This is a genomic window from Chitinophaga sp. YR573 (assembly GCF_900110995.1).
Lineage (GTDB): Bacteria > Bacteroidota > Bacteroidia > Chitinophagales > Chitinophagaceae > Chitinophaga.
The window spans coordinates 2,493,871-2,512,987 of record NZ_FOJF01000001.1 but is presented as its reverse complement, the minus strand read 5'-3'; the positions used below and the strand labels follow the sequence as shown (position 1 = coordinate 2,512,987).

Genomic DNA, 19,117 nt, shown 5'->3' with positions numbered 1-19,117 from the left:
TTACAGTAAATTACTGGATTAAAACACTTTAGGATGTTCGTTGTTCGAATACTGTCAGTAAACAAAATTTGTACCCGCAAACGAGAATCAGGAAAAAAGAGGGGATAAAAACAGAATTATATTACCAGACAGGGTTATTTCTTTGATTGAATTTCTCAATGTAGTAGATCAGTTTTTCCTTATTCTTTGGGTCATCGTTAAATTCCCTCAACAGAGCGGTATCCTGGGGAAGGATATATCTGCGGAGATTGAAAAATGTGAGATCGTAGACATCTCCTGTAACTATATTCAATACTTTTCTGCTGATGGTAGCAGGAGGGGTATTATTAAAAATGATTCCTTCTGTGGCACGGTTGGCCGGGGCAGAAGTAATAGCATGTACCTGATATAAACAATAATATCCTATTTCGTCGAATTTATTAAGACCATTATCCCGGATATATGCGGCGGTTCCGTCACTATATCCCCAGAAATTCTTCACTTTATGTTCATGACCGGCGGAATCCACGAGCATTAACTGATTGCGGGAAGCAAGCAGGTAAATCTGGGCTGCCGGGGTTTTGTCCTTTACAACCAGTTTCCCATTTTCTGATGGCTGATTGGAGCGGAATTCCTTAAAGCTTTTATAGATACCCTTTTTTAATTGATGAGTATCATATATAGAAGTATCCTGTGCAAAAGATGACAGGAAAAGTCCGGAGAACAGCGCTGTAGAAAGTAAAAACCGCATCATAAGGATGCAAAAGTAAGACATGTTTATTTAGCGGGAATGATAAAAGCAAAAGGCCGGGTAAAGACCCGGCCCGGCTGAAGGTTACAACAAAATCTAAACCTGCTTATGAGAAATTTTAATCAAAGCATTCAACTTAATTTATACAGCGAGCGCCTGTAAAGAGTGATCTTTACTTTCCAGCTGTGAGCTGCCCATCAGGAACTCATCAACCTTTCTTGCACATTCTCTTCCCTCGCTGATTGCCCATACTACCAGGGATTGACCACGACGCATATCGCCGGCAGCAAATACCTTGGGTATAGAAGTCTGGAACGCTTTTTCACCTGCCTTCACATTTCCTCTCTCATCTTTCTCTACACCCAACTCATCCAGCATACCGGTGTGTTGAGGGTGTACAAAGCCCATGGCCAGGAAAGCAAGTTCACAGGGTAATTCCTGTTCTGTTCCGGGAACCTCTTTGAAACCACCCGGACGACCATCTGGTCCCAGTGCCCATTCGAGATTCACTATTTTTAATCCTTTCAGATTACCATTCTCATCTCCTGTAAATTCCTTGGTACCAATTGCCCAATGACGTGCAGCGCCTTCTTCGTGAGAAGAAGATGTTTTCAACACCATAGGATATGTTGGCCATGGCATATAAGGAGTACGTTCTCCCGGTGGTTTTGGCAACAGTTCCAGTTGTGAAATACCTATCGCACCATGACGGTTAGAAGTACCTACACAGTCGGAACCAGTATCACCACCACCGATTACTACCACATTCTTACCGGTGGCCAGGATGTCTGCTCCGGAAACAGCACGGCCGCTTACGCGTTTGTTCTGTTGTTTCAGGAAGTCCATCGCATAATGCACACCTTTGAAATGACGGCCGGGAATATCTAGATCGCGTGGGATGGTAGAACCACCAGCCAGTACGATGGCATTGTATTCACGCAGCAGGTCGTTCACACTTACATTCACACCTACGTTAGCATTACACTGGAATACTACGCCTTCATCTTCCATCAGTTTCACACGACGGTCGATTACCCATTTCTCCAGTTTGAAATCCGGGATACCATAGCGGAGTAATCCACCCGGAGCATCATCCCTTTCAAACACGGTTACCTGGTGTCCGGCATAGTTCAGTTGTGCAGCGGCAGCCATTCCCGCAGGACCAGAGCCAATTACCGCTACTTTTTTACCGGAACGTACACGTGGTGATTTAGGCTGTACCAGCCCTTTATCAAAAGCGATTTCAATAATATGACGTTCAATTTCTTCGATAGCAACAGGAGGCTGATTGATACCCAATACACAGGCACTTTCACATGGAGCCGGACAGATACGACCGGTAAACTCCGGGAAGTTATTGGTACTGCTTAATATATTATATGCTTCCTGCCAGTCTTTGTGATACACGGCATCATTAAATTCCGGGATCACATTACCCAGCGGGCAACCGCTATGGCAAAAAGGAACACCACAATTCATACAGCGCGCAGACTGCTGATTCAGTTTAGTATCTGAATACTTTTCGATGAACTCGTTATAATTCTGGACTCTTTCCTGAGGAGCCACTTTAGATGGCAGCTCTCTTGTAAATTCCAGGAATCCTGTTGGTTTGCCCATTTATCTTTTCATTAGAATGTTAGTACTACTTCCCTACTTTCTGAGCCTGTGTTTTTGACGCACTTAAAACGGCTTTGTATTCTTTCGGGAATACTTTCACAAAATGACGCAGCTGATTTTCCCAGTCCTTTAATATGAACTTAGCCACTGTACTGTTTGTGTATGCATGATGTTTGGTAATCAGGTCCTGCAGAGCGATTGCATCTTCCTGGTCCAGGGGGTCCAGATCGATCATATCTTTATTGCAGCGACTTTCGAAAGTACCTTTCACATCATATACATAAGCAATACCACCACTCATACCAGCGCCGAAGTTGTGGCCTGTTTCTCCCAGTATCACTGCTTTACCACCGGTCATATATTCACAACCATGGTCGCCAACACCTTCTGCTACGATGGTAGCTCCGGAGTTACGTACACAGAAACGTTCACCTGCTTTACCGCGGATGTAGGCTTCACCGGAAGTTGCTCCGTAGAATGCCACGTTACCGGCAATGATATTTTCTTCTGCTTTGAAGCCAGCTTCAGCATGTGGGAAGAGGATCAGTTTTGCGCCGGAAAGACCTTTACCAAAATAGTCGTTTGCTTCACCTTCCAGTTCCAGGGTAACACCTTTTGTATTAAAGGCACCGAAACTCTGGCCGGCAGAACCTACAAACTTGTAGTGGATAGTATCTTCCGGTAAACCATCGCCTTTGTAACGTTTGGATATTTCATTACTGAGGATGGTCCCTGTAGCACGATCGGTATTCTTTACTGTAAACTGCTGATATACACGTGATTTCTTTTCAAGCGCTGGCTGTGCAGCTTTCAGCAACTGCCAGTCGATCACTTCACTGATACCATGATCCTGTTCTTCCTGTTTGTACAGGCCTACTTCAGGACCAGCTGGTTCTTTATATAATACCTGAGAAAGATCGAGGTGTTTGTATTTCCAGTGAGTGATATTTTCACGTACCTGTAAGTTATCTACCTGGCCAACCATTTCAACAACGGTACGGAAACCAAGGTCCGCCATTATCTCACGGAATTCTTCTACCAGGAAGTTGAAGAGGTTCACTACGTTTTCAGCATCCCCGTTAAAGCGTTTGCGCAGTTCAGGGTCCTGAGTAGCAACACCCACAGGGCATGTATTCAGATGGCATTTACGCATCATGATACAACCTTCTGCTACCAGAGCAGCAGTAGCCACACCCCATTCTTCAGCACCTAACAAAGTAGCGATAGCGATATCACGGCCTGTTTTCAGCTGACCATCTGTCTGTACCACTACACGGCTGCGCAGTTTGTTCTTTACAAGTGTCTGATGTGTTTCTGCCAGACCAAGTTCCCAAGGTAAGCCGGCATGTTTCACAGAACTTATAGGAGAAGCACCGGTACCACCGTCATGGCCTGCAATCAGCACCACATCTGCCTTGGCTTTTGCCACACCGGCAGCGATGGTACCAACACCTGCTTTGGATACCAGTTTAACACTGATACGGGCAGCACGGTTGGCGTTCTTCAGGTCAAAGATCAGCTGAGCAAGATCTTCGATAGAGTAAATGTCGTGATGCGGTGGAGGGGAGATCAATCCTACTCCTGGTGTAGAGTGGCGCACTTTCGCGATCCATTCGTCTACCTTATGGCCGGGCAGCTGGCCACCCTCTCCGGGTTTTGCTCCCTGAGCCATTTTGATCTGGAGTTCATCCGCATTGGTGAGGTAGTTGCTGGTAACACCGAAACGGGCACTGGCAACCTGTTTGATGGAAGAGCGCATGCTATCACCGTTAGGTAATTTTTCATAGCGCATTTCATCTTCCCCACCTTCACCTGTATTGCTCTTTGCACCGATACGGTTCATAGCGATAGCCAGGGTAGAGTGAGCCTCATGAGAGATAGAACCGAAGCTCATAGCACCGGTAGCGAAACGCTTCAGGATGCTTTGTGCAGATTCTACTTCTTCAATAGGAACAGAAGGACGGGTACGTTTGAAAGCGAAGAGGCTGCGCAGGGTGGCTGCTTTCTCGCTCTGATCGTTTACCGACTTCGAGTATTTCTTGAATATGCTGTAATCGCCCATACGGGTAGCATATTGCAAAAGGTGAATAGTAGTTGGATTAAAGAGATGGAATTCGCCTTTACGTTTCCACTGGTATACACCACCTGTAGTGAGGCGTTGTACCGGTGTTTCTTTACGGCCATAACCCATCCAGTGTTTTGCCAGTGTTTCGCGGGCAATTTCATCCAGGCCCATACCCTGTAAGCGGGAAACGGCACCGGTGAAGTATTTATCTACTACCAGGCGGTTGATACCAAGTATTTCGAAAATCTGTGCACCCTGGTAAGATTGCAGGGTAGAAATTCCCATTTTAGAGAATACTTTCAGCAAACCTTCACATACTGCCTTGATGTAGTTCTTTTTCAGTTTGTCTACGTCCAGTTCTGTTTCCAGCTTTCCGTTGATTTTCAGGTCGCGGATGGTGCTGAGAGCCAGGTAAGGGTTGATGGCGGTAACGCCAAAGCCCAGCAGACAAGCGTAGTGGTGTACTTCCCATACGTCACCGGCTTCTACGATGAGGCCTACCTGGCCGCGGTATCCTTTGCGGATCAGGTGGTGATGTACTGCGGAAGCAGCCAGGATAGAAGGGATGGCAGCATGTTCGGAGTCGATCGCCCTGTCTGACAGGATGATTACTTCAAAACCATCTTCTACAGCATCCACTGCATAACGGCAGAGGCGTTGTAATCCTTTCTCCATGGAACCGGGCTTTTCATCTGCACGGAAATAGGTGTGCAATGTTTTAGCCTGGAACAGGCCGGTATCTATACTACGTATTTTTTCCAGTTCGAAGTTGTTCAGGATGGGATGACGCAGTGCCAGTCCGTGGCAGTGCAGCGGATCTTCATCCAGCAGGTTACCATTATTACCTACGAAAGTAGCAAGAGACATTACCAGTCTTTCACGGATCGGATCGATAGGTGGATTGGTTACCTGTGCGAACAGTTGTTTGAAATAGCTGGTGAGGTGCTGAGGCTGATCGCTCAGTACGGCCAGGGGAACATCTGTACCCATAGAACCGATCGGCTCTTTACCATCCAGCGCCATTGGCGCAATGATGGTATCCAGGTCTTCGGTAGAGTAACCGAAAGCTTGCTGGTATTTGAAGATCTGATCGTGTTCCAGGTGACTGAAAGTTACCCTTGGTTCAGACAGTTCTTCCAGACGGATCTTATATTTATTCAGCCATTCGCCGTAAGGTTGCTGAGAACAGATGGTCTGTTTCAGTTCCTCATCGCCGATGATGCGGCCCTGTTCCATGTCCACAACGAACATTCTTCCAGGTTGCAGGCGGCCTTTTTCTTTTACGTTCTTAGGATCGATAGGTAATACACCGGCTTCAGAAGCCATGATTACGCGATCGTCTTTAGTGATAACGAAGCGGGCAGGTCTAAGACCGTTACGGTCCAGGGTACCCCCGATGATCTTACCATCAGTAAAGGAGATACAGGCAGGACCATCCCAGGGTTCCATCATGGAAGCGTGGTACTCGTAGAAGGATTTCTTTACGGGGTCCATTGCAGCGTTACCATCCCATGCTTCGGGGATCAGCATCATCATTACATGCGGAAGGGAGCGGCCGGTGAGCAACAGCAGTTCTACTACGTTGTCCAGGCTGGCAGAATCGGACTGACCTTCTTCCACAATAGGAAGGATCATATCCATTTCTTCCTGGGAGAAGAATTTAGAGATAAAGTCTTTCTCTCCGGCACGTAACCAGTTGAGGTTTCCTTTCAGCGTGTTGATTTCACCATTGTGCGCAATGTAGCGGTAAGGGTGAGCCAGGCGCCAGCTAGGGAATGTATTGGTAGCAAAACGAGAGTGGATGAGCGCAAAAGCGGACACCATTTTCTCATCGCTGAGATCTGCATAATAATGACGTACCTGGTAAGTGGTCAACTGTCCTTTATACACAATCGTTTTAGTAGAGAGAGATGGTATATAAAACAGTGCCTTTTCTTTAGGTACAGTGTTACGTACTGTTTTGGAAACATAATTACGCAAAACAAAAAGTTTGCGTTCAAATGTATCGTTGTCAGTAATATGATAAGGACAGGCAATAAATACCTGTTCGATTTCAGGTTCTACAGAAAGCGCACCTTCACCAATGCCGTCCGGACGAACAGGCACTTTACGATAACCAAGAATTTCCAGACCTAATTTTTCCGCCGCTCGGTTTAAAATCTCACGACATTCTTCTCTCCATCGGGGTTCCTTTGGAAAGAAAACCATTCCTACACCATATTTACCAAATTCGGGGAGACTAATGCCGATTTTAAGGCATTCGTCATACAGAAATTCATGTGGCAACTGAATCAGGATCCCCGCCCCATCACCAGTGTTTTGTTCACAGCCACATGCACCGCGATGCTCCATGTTTTCCAACATGGTCAGCGCATCCCGGATGATCTGATGCGATTTACGGCCCTTGATATGGGCTGTAAAGCCTGTTCCGCAAGCATCATGTTCATAATCCGGGTGGTACAGTCCTTGCAATTGCTTCACTTCTTGCATTCGTTTAGATTTTTTGACCTTGGCATACTTCTCCTGGCATAATTCGGGAGAGGGTACCGTAATTTTTGTATCGGGAATGCTATAAAGATACTAAAGGAATACGGTATTTTTTACCAAAACTTTCGTATAAGGGTTAAAATTTAGAAAAGATTAAAAAAGTATAGGCTTTTGTTAGAATTATATAAGAAGTGTAGGCTTAACTGGTCTGATTTTACCCTTTAGGGTGCTTGTTGGGTGTTAAAAAGGCGTAATGTGTTGGGGGTGAGGGAAGAGCTATAGGGACAAGGAAAATATAGGGTTTACCCAGTAGAGATATAGTGATCCTTCGTTCATCCTTCGTTCGCGAACGAAGGATGAACGAAGGATCACTATATCTATGGTATAGATATGAACAGGAATAAAACAGGATTATCCTCCGTTTATCCTCCGTCTTTTAACGGAGGATAAACGGAGGATAATCCTGTTCAGAAGCTATTTAGAACCTTATTAAGGAGTCTTAAACGATACGGACGTTCACGCCCAGCTCTTCCAATGCTTTTACAATATGTGGGGAGATACCGCTGTCTGTAATGATCTCATCAATATCCTCAATACCACAGATTTTACCAAAACCACGGCGGCCGAATTTAGAAGAATCCGCCAGTACTATGGTTTTCTGTGCTGCATTCACCATTCGCTGGTTTAGTTGTGCTTCCAATATATTAGTGGTGGTCAGTCCAAATTCGATATCAATACCATCTAAACCCAGGAACAGTTTGCTACAGGAAAAATCAGCCAGGATTCTTTCTGCATAAGTACCGGTTACAGAAGAAGAACTGTTGCGGACAATACCGCCCAGTTGTAATACTTCTATTTCGGGATGGCGAAGCAGTTCCTGTGCTACGTTCAGCGCAGGAGTGATAACTGTAAGATGTCCTTTAGGGTGGATATTCCTGGAAAGGGCCAAGGCCGTGGTACCGGAAGAGATAATAATGGCATCGTTGGGGGCGATTAAGCCGGCAGCAGCGATGGCTATATTATTCTTTTCATCCCTGCGGATCTTCTCCTTTTCATTAACAGGTTTATCATTGATATACGGGTTGTGTATAGTAGCACCTCCATGGGAGCGGAATAACAAGGCCTTGTCTTCCAGTAATTTGAGGTCTTTTCTAATGGTTACACCGGATACGTCCAGTTCTTTGCAGAGATCTACGACATTCACATATCCTTTCTCAGACAACCTGTCGAGGATATATTTATGCCGTTCTGCAATATTTATCATTGACATATGCGCAAAAATTAAAGAGTATTGAAATGTACCTGTAGTTGGGGATGAAACGCTATGCCATCTTCCAAATAGTTACAAAAGTACTTTCATGTTGTTGAATTAAATGCATAATGACAGAAAAAAATATTAGGGAAATTTGTAGTCTTTAGTGTATAAACGAAAGGATATGAAGTAAATTCTCCTTATTCAAGTAGAGTTGAAATGATCTAATTCGTTTATTAGCATATCTTTTTATCATTTATCGATTGTTTTTTCAGTTTTTTATTGGTTGTTTCAATTTATTTAATTTTCTTTTTTCTTTGGATATTGATGAGATAGAAGTGAAAGCAATCATTTTATAAAGTAACCTGGTATGTTTTATAAAGTAGGACACCGTGGTACACGGGGGCTGATGCCTGAAAATACAATCCCAGCCATGATAAAGGGAATAACATCCGGCGCCAATACGGTTGAATTTGATATACATATTACTAAAGACGGGCAGGTAGTTGTTTATCATGATGCTTCTTTTAACCCGGTTTATACGACTATGCCGGACGGATCGGAGATCACATCCCGGGAACAGTATACTTTTTATAAGATGGATTATAGTCGTATCCGGGAATTTGTGATCGGTGAAAAGGCGTATCCTGCATTTCCTCAGCAACAGCGGCTGAAGAGTTATGCGCCGCTATTGTCTGAAATGATAGATGCTGTAGAGGCGTATACCCAGGCACATCATTTACCGGCAGTTACTTATCTGCTGGAAATTAAGTCCTCTGAGGAAACGGATGGTAAGGAACAACCGGCTCCGGAAGAATATATTAATAAGCTGATGGCGGTGAAACAATTGAACCCGCTTGGTAACAGACTGATTGTGCAGTCGTTCGATGTTCGTCCTTTACAGGTGATACATCACCAATATCCTAACATCATATTGGGTTATCTCTCTGAGGATAAAACAATGTCGCTGGATCAGCAATTATCTTTGCTGGGCATCTCTCCTGCTTTTTATAATCCTTATTATCAGTTCCTTACACCGGAGATCCTGGCAGCCTGTCATGAAAAGAAGATCCAGGTAATACCCTGGACAGTTCAGGATATCGTAGATATGAAGAAGCTGAAAGAGATGGGGGTAGATGGAATTATCTCAGATTATCCGGATAGGTTTAAGGATGCAGGAGTATAAATTTATCCTGCTATTTATCCACTGGTAAATTAATATTTTGCGGGAAAGGATAATTTAGCAACATTCAAGACTTTGTATGTGTTTGATACGCAGATCAATGGAATGTTGAAAATTATCGATTATGACCAAAAAATTATCAGCTCTTGCCCTGGCATGTGTCATGGGCTTTTCTGTTATGGCGCAGCAGGCAGCACCACGACCAAAACTTGTTGTAGGGATTGTGGTAGACCAGATGCGCTGGGATTACCTCTATCGTTATGCTGACCGCTACGAGGCCGGTGGATTTAAACGAATGATGGGCGAAGGATTCTCCTGCGAGAACACTTACATCACACATCTCCCCTCTTTTACCGCGGTGGGGCATAGTACTATTTATACAGGATCTGTACCTGCCATTCATGGTATTACCGGGAATGACTGGACAGACCAGGTAACCGGCCGTAAATGGTATTGCACAGAGGATACTACGGTACAATCTGTTGGTACTACTTCTGCTGCGGGAAAGATGTCTCCGCGTAATTTACTGGCGACGACCATTACAGATGAGTTGAAACTGGCTACTAATTTCCGTTCTAAAGTGGTAGGGGTTTCCCTGAAAGACAGGGCTTCTATCCTGCCTGCCGGTCATACGCCTGATGGTGCTTTCTGGTTGGATGATAGTAACGGTAGTTTTGTGACCAGTTCTTATTATATGAATGAATTACCTGAATGGGTAACGAAGTTCAATAATACCAAAGAACCGGCAGCACTTATGTCTAAGCCCTGGGAAACGTTATATCCTATAAAGACCTATGTGCAGAGTACTGCTGATTCCCAGAGTTGGGAAGGAACTTTTAAAGGGGAGACGACCACTACTTTCCCGCATAATATGCCGGTGATTTATCCACAGGACCCGGTAAGTTTGCGCTCTACTCCTTCCGGGAATACGCTGACACTGGATTTTGCCAAAGCGGCGATTGCCGGGTATAATCTTGGTGGTGGCACTATGACGGATTTCTTAACGATTAACTGTGCTTCTACGGATTATGTGGGTCATCAGTATGGGCCTAATTCTATAGAGGTAGAAGATACTTATCTGCGTCTGGATAAAGATCTGTCCGCATTTTTCCGGTATCTGGACCAGCGTTTGGGCAAGGGGAATTACCTGGTGTTTTTATCTGCAGATCATGGTGTAGCGCATTCTGTAGGGTTTATGCAGGAGCATAATATTCCTGCGGGACTTGTGCCAGGTGGAAAACTGCTGGCAGGGGTGAACAGCGCGTTACTGGCTAAGTTTGGTGTGGATAAACTGGCGGTTTCCGGAGAGAATTATCATGTGAACTTTGACAGGAATAAAATAAAAGAGCAGAAGCTGGATTATGATGCGGTGAAGAAAGAAGCGGTGATGTATCTGCAACAGCAGCCGGGAGTTGAATTTGCGGTTGATATTGATAATATTGGGAATAGTCCGGTGCCAGAGCCGATCAAATCGATGATCATTAACGGGTATAACCCTAAACGCTGCGGAGCCGTGATGATTATTCAGGAACCAGGCTGGTTCCAGGGATCTGATAAGGGGACTACACATGGCAGCTGGAATACGTTTGATACACATTTGCCTTTGTTGTTTATGGGCTGGCATGTGAAACACGGGGCGACGAATGCGATGACCAGTATGACGGATATTGCACCCACTATTGCGGCGATGTTACATATACAGATGCCAAGTGGTTGTGTAGGGAAACCAGTGATGGAAGTATATAAATAGCTTACCAGAGAATCTATTACATGATTCTACTACGTAATAGGCTCCGTTAGGAGCCCCGTGTTTGTAGAAAACATGTTAAACAACAAAACACAGACTCCGTTAGGAGTCCCCTGATATTTGCGATTTAGGGGACTCCTAACGGAGTCAATTATATAGAAGATAGATCTTTGCTACAAACACGGGGCTCCTAACGGAGCCTATTGTGTTTTGTTACTACAAACACAGCTAAAATGCTATTCAGGATCAAACAGGAACTTTGTTTTACCCCGTATTATCTTCATATATAAAGGATCACTGGCGTGGCTTTCATCCTGTAGCCGGTTCAGCGCTGTTAATACATAGGTGTAGAGTTTTCCTTTTACATAGGTAGCATCTATGTATTGAGGATCTGCCATCTGTGGCAGGATGGTAAGGATCCTGGATGGATCATTCAGGTTAATGACTTCGTCAGCGTTAAAGCGATACAGCACGTACTGATTGGTTCGGCCGGAAGTATCATTATCTGCCCAAAATAAATTTAACCCGTTAGGCTTTTCTATTGCATCAATAAAATAAGGAGAGAAAGGCGCTTTGCCATTCAGCCAGGGCATAATGGGTCTTAAAGCCGGATAATGATAAAAGTGATTCCTCAGCGTATCTTCTATCCCACGGGGATTTCCGGTAAAAGACTTGTTACTATAGAAGAAACTACCCTGTATCGTATTGAGGGTGCGTACTTCTGTGAGTTGTATGGGCAATTCGTTCGGGTTATTCCAGGCAGCATTACTGTTGATTTTGTATACGCCGTGGCCGATATACACATGACGACCATACCCATGCTGGGCCCACCAGTTCAGTAATACTTCAAAATCAGCCGTACGATGCCCGCGCTCCCAGTAAAGCTGTGGAGCGGCATAATCTATCCAGCCTTTCTTCAGCCATTTCAGTACATCTGCATAAAGATCGTCGTAGTTGGTGAGGCCACCTCTGGTGTAAGAACCTTCGGGATCGCGGTCCCTGCTGCGCCAAACGCCAAAAGGACTGATACCGAATTTCACCCAGGGCTTCTCTTCCTTTATCATCTTACTCACCATCTGGATAATGGTATCCACATTCCAGCGGCGCCAGTCGTCTTTCGCCATACCATGGCCATATTGCCGGTAAGAGCTATAATCGGGGAAATCCTTGCCCGGTACGGGGTAAGGATAGAAATAATCGTCGAAGTGAACGGCATCTATATCATAGCGGCGAACAACGTCGCGGATAATCTGGGTCACATATTCCCGTACTTCAGGAACGCCGGGATCGAAATATTTGCGGCCATCGAAGGTCAGGAACCACTGGGGGCGCTGTTTGGTAATATGTGTAGGCGAAACACTGCTACGGCTTACACTGAACACTGCACGATAGGGGTTGAACCAGGCGTGGAATTCCATACCCCGCTTGTGGGTTTCGGCTATCATGAACTGAAGGGGATCATAATAAGGATCAGGCGCCTGCCCCTGCCGGCCGGTAAGATATTCAGACCAGGGCTCGAAAGGAGATGCATAAAAAGCATCTGCTACAGGGCGCACCTGCACCACCACGGCATTCATGCCGTTTTGCTGCTGGTGATCAAGTATGTCTGTAAATTCCTGTTTCTGCTGTTCTACGGGTAATCCCTTTCTCGACGGCCAATCAATGTTTTCCACTGTTGCTATCCATACTGCGCGTAATTCCCGTTTTGGCGGTAACTGTGCAAATCCCTGCCTGCAAAAGAGGCCGGTGAGCAGCAAGATTACCGCTAATAAATGCTTCACCATTCTACAATACGTTAAGACCTGAAAATTGCGAAAGTAACAAAACGATTAACAATAGCCATAATATGCTGTTTATCTATATATCTATTGGAAAATTCGATAGTTAAAGGTCGATTGAATCCCGTGTTTCTGCCCGAAAGTTGCTACCTTTGCATTATCAAAAGAACAGAATACCATGATTAAAACTGGAAATCCAATTATAAGCATATATACGGAGATGACGCCCAACCCGGAAACAATGAAGTTTGTAGCTAACAAACTGTTGTATCCAGGCAAGCACATCGATTTTCCGGATGAAGCCAGTGCAAAACCCTCTCCTTTAGCGTCAGAGCTGTTCAGCTTTCCGTTTATCAGAGGCGTTTTTATTATGGCAAACTTCATCACCCTTACCAAAACATCTGAAACAGACTGGAACGATATTATACCTACTATCAAAGCATTCCTGAAAGAATACCTGGAAGATAATAACAGGCCTATCGTGAATGAAGATGAGATAGTAATTACTAAAGAATCTGCCAGTAACGAGGTAAGTGCGGATGATACTGATGTTGTGAAACGTATTAAGGAATTATTGGAGAATTACGTGAAGCCTGCAGTAGAAATGGACGGAGGAGCAATACAATTTAAAGATTACAACGAAGGTACGGTGACGTTAATGCTGCAGGGATCCTGTTCAGGCTGCCCATCTTCTATGATTACGCTGAAGGCCGGTATTGAAGGCATGATGAAGCGGATGATTCCGGAAGTGAGAGAAGTAGTGGCAGAAGCAGAATAAGCCATAGTTGAGAGAATGATAGTGTTAAAAATGGAGCACAGTCTTATGACTGTGCTTTTTTATTACCGGTAGCGGTCTGTACGTATATTTGCCACATGAATTTTGAGGTTATCTACCAGAGTTTTCAGGAGGGGATTCACGCCATGAGCTGGCTGGAGATTGTTGCAGCCCTGTTTGGCGCCGTGAGTGTTATCTGCAGTATGAAGAACAGCATCTGGTTATACCCTACAGGGTTAGTCAGTACCGGTATCTATGTATATTTGCTTTCCCGCGACCAGTTTAAGTTATATGCCGAAGCCACTATGAATGTGTATTACTTCGTAATGAGTGTGTACGGCTGGTATCACTGGGCGAAAAAGAAAAATGCTGAAGAGGTGTCTGTTGAATGGACTACCCGTCGGGAATGGGTAATTGCTTCTTTAATTGCATTGATTGGCTGGGGAACATTTTACTATCTGCTTAAAAACTTTTCCAACTCAGATGTACCATTGGTAGACGGATTTGTATCGGCCACTGCCTGTAGTGGTATGTGGTTACTGGCTAAAAGGAAGATAGAGAACTGGCTGGTACTGAATGTTTCCAACCTGGTGGCTATTCCTCTTTTATTTCATAAAAAGCTGATTCCTACTGCCATGTTAACAATCTTCCTGTTTATTGTTGCGGTGTTTGGTTATTTTAGCTGGCAGAGGATCTATAAGAAAGCGGTATGAAGAAAGTAGTTGTCATAGGACCGGAATCTACCGGTAAGAGTACCCTCAGTGAACAACTGGCGGCGTACTACAATACCATATGGGTACCTGAATATGCGCGTCAATATATAGAGGAACTGGGCCGGCCGTATGAACAGCACGATCTTTTGCAGATAGCTGAAGGGCAACTGGAGCTGGAAGATGAAAGGGCTGCGCTGGCAGATAAGCTATTGATTTGTGATACGGACCTGCATGTTATTAAAGTATGGAGTGAGCATAAGTATCATGGATGTGATCCTTTGATACAGGCTTATGTTGCTTCGAGGAAATATGATTTGTATTTACTTACTTATATAGATATTCCCTGGCAGGAAGATCCTCAGCGGGAGTATCCGGACCCTAAAATGAGGGAGTACTTTTACAATGTGTATAAAGCGATTGTTGCTGATTCCGGCGTTCCCTGGGTAGAAATCAGGGGTAGTGCGGAAAACCGGCAGCAGGCCGCTATTCATGCAATAGACGGGCTGCTGAAAGAAGTATAAGACTTACAAAATACAGGTGTTGCTTTCCAGACCGGATTACTTACCACTTACCAGTGCTGAAATATCCGGGTCTCCCGAAAGGAAACGCATTTGTTGCAGGATTTTGCGCTGACGCCAGGCAGTAATACGAGCCGGCGGATTCACAGTATACTTTACAGGATTAGGCAAACAGGCTGCTATCATCGCTGCCTGTTCTCTATTCAGAGAGGCGGCGCTTTTCTGGTAATATTGTTGTGCGGCGGCTTCTACTCCATAAATACCGTCACCCATCTGGGCAACGTTCAGGTACATTTCCAGGATGCGTTGCTTTCCCCACAGTTTTTCTATCATAAAAGTGAAATACACTTCCAACCCTTTGCGTAACCAACTCCTGCCCTGCCAGAGGAACACGTTTTTGGCAACCTGCTGACTGATAGTACTTGCCCCACGAATCTTTTTACTTTTCTGGTTATGTTTCATCGCCTTCTCGATAGACTTGAAGTCGAATCCGTTATGATCAGGAAATAACTGGTCTTCACTGGCGAGTACCGCCAATTTACTATGTTGGGAAATTTCGTCATAGTCTGCCCAGGTTTTATGGAACTTTTTATCAGTACCTAAAAGGCTGAACCAGTTCGAAATCATTGTAATAGTAATTGGTGGATTAACCCAGCGTAACAGGATGAGATAAAGTAAATGCGCAATAAACATCACTAACAGCACCCGCTTCAGCCGTCTCCAAGTTCTCGGAACAATTCCTTTTGTGTTCATCCAGATAGGTTTAGAAAATCGGCCGGAAAGATAATAAGATTATTTAATGTGCGAATGTGTAAATGTAGAATCGTCAGGGATCGTTGCAGTTTCCGTAAATTTGCAGTATGATTTTGACTTTACATCCTGATAATCCGAATCCCCGTCAACTAAAGATGATTGTAGAATGTTTGAAAGACGGAGGTGTGATCATCTACCCTACTGATACAGTATATGGCATGGGATGTGATATATCTCAGCATAAGGCCGTAGAGCGAATTTGCCGTATCAAAGATATTAATCCTGCCAAGGCGCAATTCTCCTTTATATGTTCAGACCTCAGTCATTTATCTGATTATGCGAAGAGTGTTGATACTCCCGTTTTCAGAATGCTGAAGAAAGCACTGCCAGGTCCTTACACATTTATTTTACCGGCCAGTAAAATGGTACCGAAAATCCTGAAGGCCAAAAAGGATACAGTGGGTATACGTGTACCGGACAATAATATCTGCCGGGCTATCGTAAGCGAATTAGGGAATCCTATTATGAGTACTTCTCTCCCCATTGAGAAATACGTGGAAGAATACACGGACCCTGAAATTATTCATGAGAAATTTGGAAAGATTGTGGATATCGTAGTGGATGGTGGTATAGGAGGAATGACTTTCTCTACCGTTGTGGATTGTACTGATAGCGAACCGGTACTAATCAGAGAAGGCGCAGGAAGCTGGGAAGAACTATTCTAAACTTTTAAAACAATGTTTATGAAAAAGGTGATTCTGTTGATGCTGATTGTAACCGCTATCCCTGGACTGTTAAAGGCCCAGCAGAAAAAAGTTGCTACGGGTCAACTATCTGTAGCTCCTCTTTATCCTTTAGTAATTAAGAATAAGTTGACTGTGTCAAGTCCTGTTTTTGCTTCTATTTTTTCCTCTGCTCAATTACCGGTAACTCCAAAGGCAGCTTCTCCGGTAGGCCCCAGAGATTATTATCAACAGAGTTTTGGGTTTTTCTGTAAGAGAGAATGGAACTGGGAGAAACAAACGAAGGTTCCTGTGAAATTCAGGCTCGGAAGTTATCAGGAAGCGCAGCGGATTGAAGGTAAACAATGAAACCCCTTTGTAGTAGTGGAATTACCTCAAATAAGTTGATTCAGACAAATATATTATTTGACCTTGTCAACCAATCAATTAGCTTTTAAACGGGCTAATTTTGATATAATCAGCAATGGAAAAGTGCGCGGTTAATATGAAGGAGACAGGAAGGAGACAGGAAGGAGAGTGGGAGGAGAGAGGAAGGAGAGTAGGATGAACCTATTATTTAATTTAGCTCCGTTAGGAGCGGCGTGTTTGTAGAAAACACCTTAAACAACAAAACAAAGACTCCGTTAGGAGTCCCCTACTTATTTGTTATTTAGGGGACTCCTAACGGAGTCTATTAAAAAGAATATCAATATTTGCTACAAACACGGGGCTCCTGACGGAGCCTATTATGTTTTGCTATAAACACAGCGCTTTTAATTTATTATAAAAGATGGAGATAATCCCCCAACTATTGTTTAATACCTAATTTCTTAGCGATAGCTGCAGGCAATGCTTTTTTGTTCAGCATGATGCAGGTGGTTTTATAAGCAAAGAAAGGTTCGGAAGCATAAAAGTAACCGTTACCAGGATTTGCAGTTCCCCATGAATTCTTCACACGGAAGAATACCTTACCGGTTTGATCTTTCGCTATCCCTACTATAAGCATACCATGATCATCCTGTGTTTCGAAATTGTCGAATGCCAGCTGACGAACTTCAGGAGTGATCGTCTTTTCTTTGATAGGCTCTTCGAAAAGTTTCTTTTTATCTTCTGGTGTCATGTCATCCCAGTCAGTATCAGGAACGATAGCCAGACCATCCCGGAAATTGAAACCTTTTTCGCTTACATCAGAAGCCCAGGCGATGGTGTAACCTGTCTGGACCGCATTTTCTGCAATAGCTGTAAGGTCGGTTAAAGGAACATTGTATACTCTTTCCCAGTTCCAGTTATCAGGAACTTCCAGCACAAACTGTTCGTAGTAAGGATGGTGAGTGAAGGAAGATACCAGTACATAATCATCCGCATTCAGGCCCAGTTCTTTTGCAAAGGTTTGAGGAGTGTAGCTCTTACCATTATAATCAAACTGTTTTGGCGCATCGCCCATGTAGGCATTCAGCACACCATCAAAAGCGGTTTTCCAGTTAGGATTGATCACGCCTTCATTGTTACCAATGCTCTTGGTCATGTTTTCCAGGAGGCCGGTCATTTCAGCATGATTGTAAGTCTTTACGCGGTTACCATCGTAGACACTCTGGGGAACCATACCGTATTCACGGAGACATAACAGATCGTCCGGGAAGCCACCACCTTCTCCGAAGTTGGCTTTACCATGCATGCGTACATAGTTTACTGCTTTCAGGGGGTACATTCTTCTTACCACGTACATTTCGCTCAGGTTTACATCTTTACCCTTGCCAATGCGGAGCGCTTCGGCCTGGAAGAAAGATAAACCGGAGAAGGACCAGCAGGTACCGGTGCGGCCCTGGTTTTCCACGTCACCTGCATCCAGGTTTTTGATTACGGTAAACTGGTATTTACTACCTTCTTTGTTGGTGTTCTGTGCCATTGCCGCACTGGAGCATAATACGGCAAGACAAACGATCCATTTCTTCATTGTTATGGTGATTTGATTTTGGTAAAAACAAGGTGCCAAATGTAAGGGAAAGCTATGATTGCTACAGAGGAAAGTATGACGAACGGGCTGTAGATAGGATACAATAGGGAATTAATCTGCCGGCCAGTCGTACTGGTTGCGGGAGATCTCCCAGCGCCATAACTGTTCTTCCGCTTCCTCACCGGCAAAGTGCATCCCTGATTTCTGGAGGACTTTGACATAAGCGGTGTATTCCACTTCCGTATGGGCAATCACTTTCTGTACATAGGAGTGATTGAAGGCAAAGCGGATCAGGGCTTGTGTGAACTCGGTACCGTAGCCTTTATCACGGTATGTAGGGCTGATCTCATACACGATTTCTACAGTGCCGTTACTATCCGGGCGACCTTTAAAGCCTCCGGCGCCAATCAGGCGCCTGTCTTCCTTATGGATAACCAGGTAAAAGAACCAGCCAAGTAAAGAAGGGTCGTTGCGTAGTTTGTCGTATGCTACCAGGATTATTTCGGGGTATTCTGTCCAGGATTCGGGGATGTCTATATCCAGCAGTTCACCCAATACGTCCTCTCCCTGCAACAGCGCTTCGAAATGCTGCAGAGAACAAGACAATAATTGTAACCGGGAGGTCAGGATCATGGCCGAAAGCTAGTAAACGAATTTGTAAAACACAAGAGGGTAAGACGGGTAATTATGAACAGGGTGAGGTGTGGATACAGTGGAAATTTTTATATAAACAGGAGCAGTGCGTAGTTAAACGCTGTATGACAGGCGGTTTTAGAACTGAGAGGGGGAAACAAGTTCCATAAAGACGACAACAAATATATAA

At 44.4% G+C, this 19,117-nt stretch carries 15 protein-coding genes; 7 read left to right on the top strand and 8 right to left on the bottom strand.

Annotation, left to right across the window (positions count from 1 at the left end; translation table 11 throughout):
• Positions 1-121: 121 nt before the first annotated feature.
• The 4 genes from BMW86_RS10515 to BMW86_RS10500 form a co-directional block, all read right to left on the bottom strand.
• On the bottom strand, positions 122-733 hold the full coding sequence (locus BMW86_RS10515) for a hypothetical protein (protein WP_143056546.1): 612 nt from the start codon (positions 731-733) through the stop codon (positions 122-124).
• 138 nt (positions 734-871) lie between these two features.
• Positions 872-2,347 carry a glutamate synthase subunit beta gene (locus BMW86_RS10510; protein WP_089781580.1) on the bottom strand — a complete coding sequence of 492 codons (1,476 nt, stop codon included), beginning with the start codon at positions 2,345-2,347 and terminating at the stop codon, positions 872-874.
• Positions 2,348-2,372: 25 nt separating this feature from the next.
• Entirely contained in the window at positions 2,373-6,902 is a 4,530-nt protein-coding gene (gltB, locus tag BMW86_RS10505) for a glutamate synthase large subunit (RefSeq protein WP_089781578.1), read from the bottom strand.
• 496 nt (positions 6,903-7,398) lie between these two features.
• A complete protein-coding gene (locus tag BMW86_RS10500) occupies positions 7,399-8,169 on the bottom strand; it encodes a DeoR/GlpR family DNA-binding transcription regulator (RefSeq protein ID WP_089781576.1) in 771 nt (256 codons plus the stop codon).
• A gap of 352 nt (positions 8,170-8,521) precedes the next feature.
• Between BMW86_RS10500 and BMW86_RS10495 the strand changes: the two genes are divergently transcribed.
• Together BMW86_RS10495 and pafA are read left to right on the top strand one after the other, a co-directional pair.
• Positions 8,522-9,337 carry a glycerophosphodiester phosphodiesterase family protein gene (locus BMW86_RS10495; protein WP_089781574.1) on the top strand — a complete coding sequence of 272 codons (816 nt, stop codon included), beginning with the start codon at positions 8,522-8,524 and terminating at the stop codon, positions 9,335-9,337.
• 121 nt (positions 9,338-9,458) lie between these two features.
• Positions 9,459-11,084, top strand: coding sequence for an alkaline phosphatase PafA (pafA, locus tag BMW86_RS10490; protein WP_089781572.1), 1,626 nt, complete (start codon positions 9,459-9,461; stop codon positions 11,082-11,084).
• A 233-nt stretch (positions 11,085-11,317) separates the two neighbouring features.
• Here the strand turns inward: pafA and BMW86_RS10485 are convergent, their stop codons facing one another.
• Entirely contained in the window at positions 11,318-12,865 is a 1,548-nt protein-coding gene (locus BMW86_RS10485; RefSeq protein WP_089781570.1) for a glycoside hydrolase family 10-like protein, read from the bottom strand.
• Positions 12,866-13,037: 172 nt separating this feature from the next.
• Here BMW86_RS10485 and BMW86_RS10480 point away from each other — a divergent pair, with 172 nt between their 5' ends.
• The 3 genes from BMW86_RS10480 to BMW86_RS10470 all read left to right on the top strand — a co-directional run bounded on the left by BMW86_RS10480 (position 13,038) and on the right by BMW86_RS10470 (position 14,868).
• On the top strand, positions 13,038-13,637 hold the full coding sequence (locus tag BMW86_RS10480; RefSeq protein WP_089781568.1) for a NifU family protein: 600 nt from the start codon (positions 13,038-13,040) through the stop codon (positions 13,635-13,637).
• A 95-nt stretch (positions 13,638-13,732) separates the two neighbouring features.
• On the top strand, positions 13,733-14,347 hold the full coding sequence (gene pnuC / locus BMW86_RS10475) for a nicotinamide riboside transporter PnuC (protein WP_089781566.1): 615 nt from the start codon (positions 13,733-13,735) through the stop codon (positions 14,345-14,347).
• Positions 14,344-14,868 (top strand): AAA family ATPase, encoded by a 525-nt coding sequence (locus BMW86_RS10470; protein WP_089781564.1) that lies wholly within the window; start codon positions 14,344-14,346, stop codon positions 14,866-14,868. Before pnuC ends, BMW86_RS10470 begins: the two co-directional genes overlap by 4 nt.
• Positions 14,869-14,904: 36 nt before the next feature.
• Here the strand turns inward: BMW86_RS10470 and mtgA are convergent, their stop codons facing one another.
• Positions 14,905-15,618 carry a monofunctional biosynthetic peptidoglycan transglycosylase gene (gene mtgA / locus BMW86_RS10465; RefSeq protein WP_089781562.1) on the bottom strand — a complete coding sequence of 238 codons (714 nt, stop codon included), beginning with the start codon at positions 15,616-15,618 and terminating at the stop codon, positions 14,905-14,907.
• A 107-nt stretch (positions 15,619-15,725) separates the two neighbouring features.
• Here mtgA and BMW86_RS10460 point away from each other — a divergent pair, with 107 nt between their 5' ends.
• The gene (locus tag BMW86_RS10460) at positions 15,726-16,343 is read left to right on the top strand and encodes an L-threonylcarbamoyladenylate synthase (RefSeq protein ID WP_089781560.1); all 618 of its coding nucleotides are present in this window, start codon (positions 15,726-15,728) and stop codon (positions 16,341-16,343) included.
• An 18-nt stretch (positions 16,344-16,361) separates the two neighbouring features.
• Positions 16,362-16,709, top strand: a complete 348-nt coding sequence (locus BMW86_RS10455; RefSeq protein ID WP_143056545.1) for a hypothetical protein — start codon at positions 16,362-16,364, stop codon at positions 16,707-16,709.
• Positions 16,710-17,148: 439 nt separating this feature from the next.
• Here BMW86_RS10455 and BMW86_RS10450 read toward each other — a convergent pair whose 3' ends face one another.
• Together BMW86_RS10450 and BMW86_RS10445 are read right to left on the bottom strand one after the other, a co-directional pair.
• Entirely contained in the window at positions 17,149-18,294 is a 1,146-nt protein-coding gene (locus tag BMW86_RS10450) for a C1 family peptidase (protein ID WP_089781556.1), read from the bottom strand.
• Positions 18,295-18,405: 111 nt separating this feature from the next.
• The gene (locus BMW86_RS10445) at positions 18,406-18,927 is read right to left on the bottom strand and encodes a GNAT family N-acetyltransferase (RefSeq protein WP_089781554.1); all 522 of its coding nucleotides are present in this window, start codon (positions 18,925-18,927) and stop codon (positions 18,406-18,408) included.
• Between the last annotated feature and the right edge of the window lie 190 nt (positions 18,928-19,117).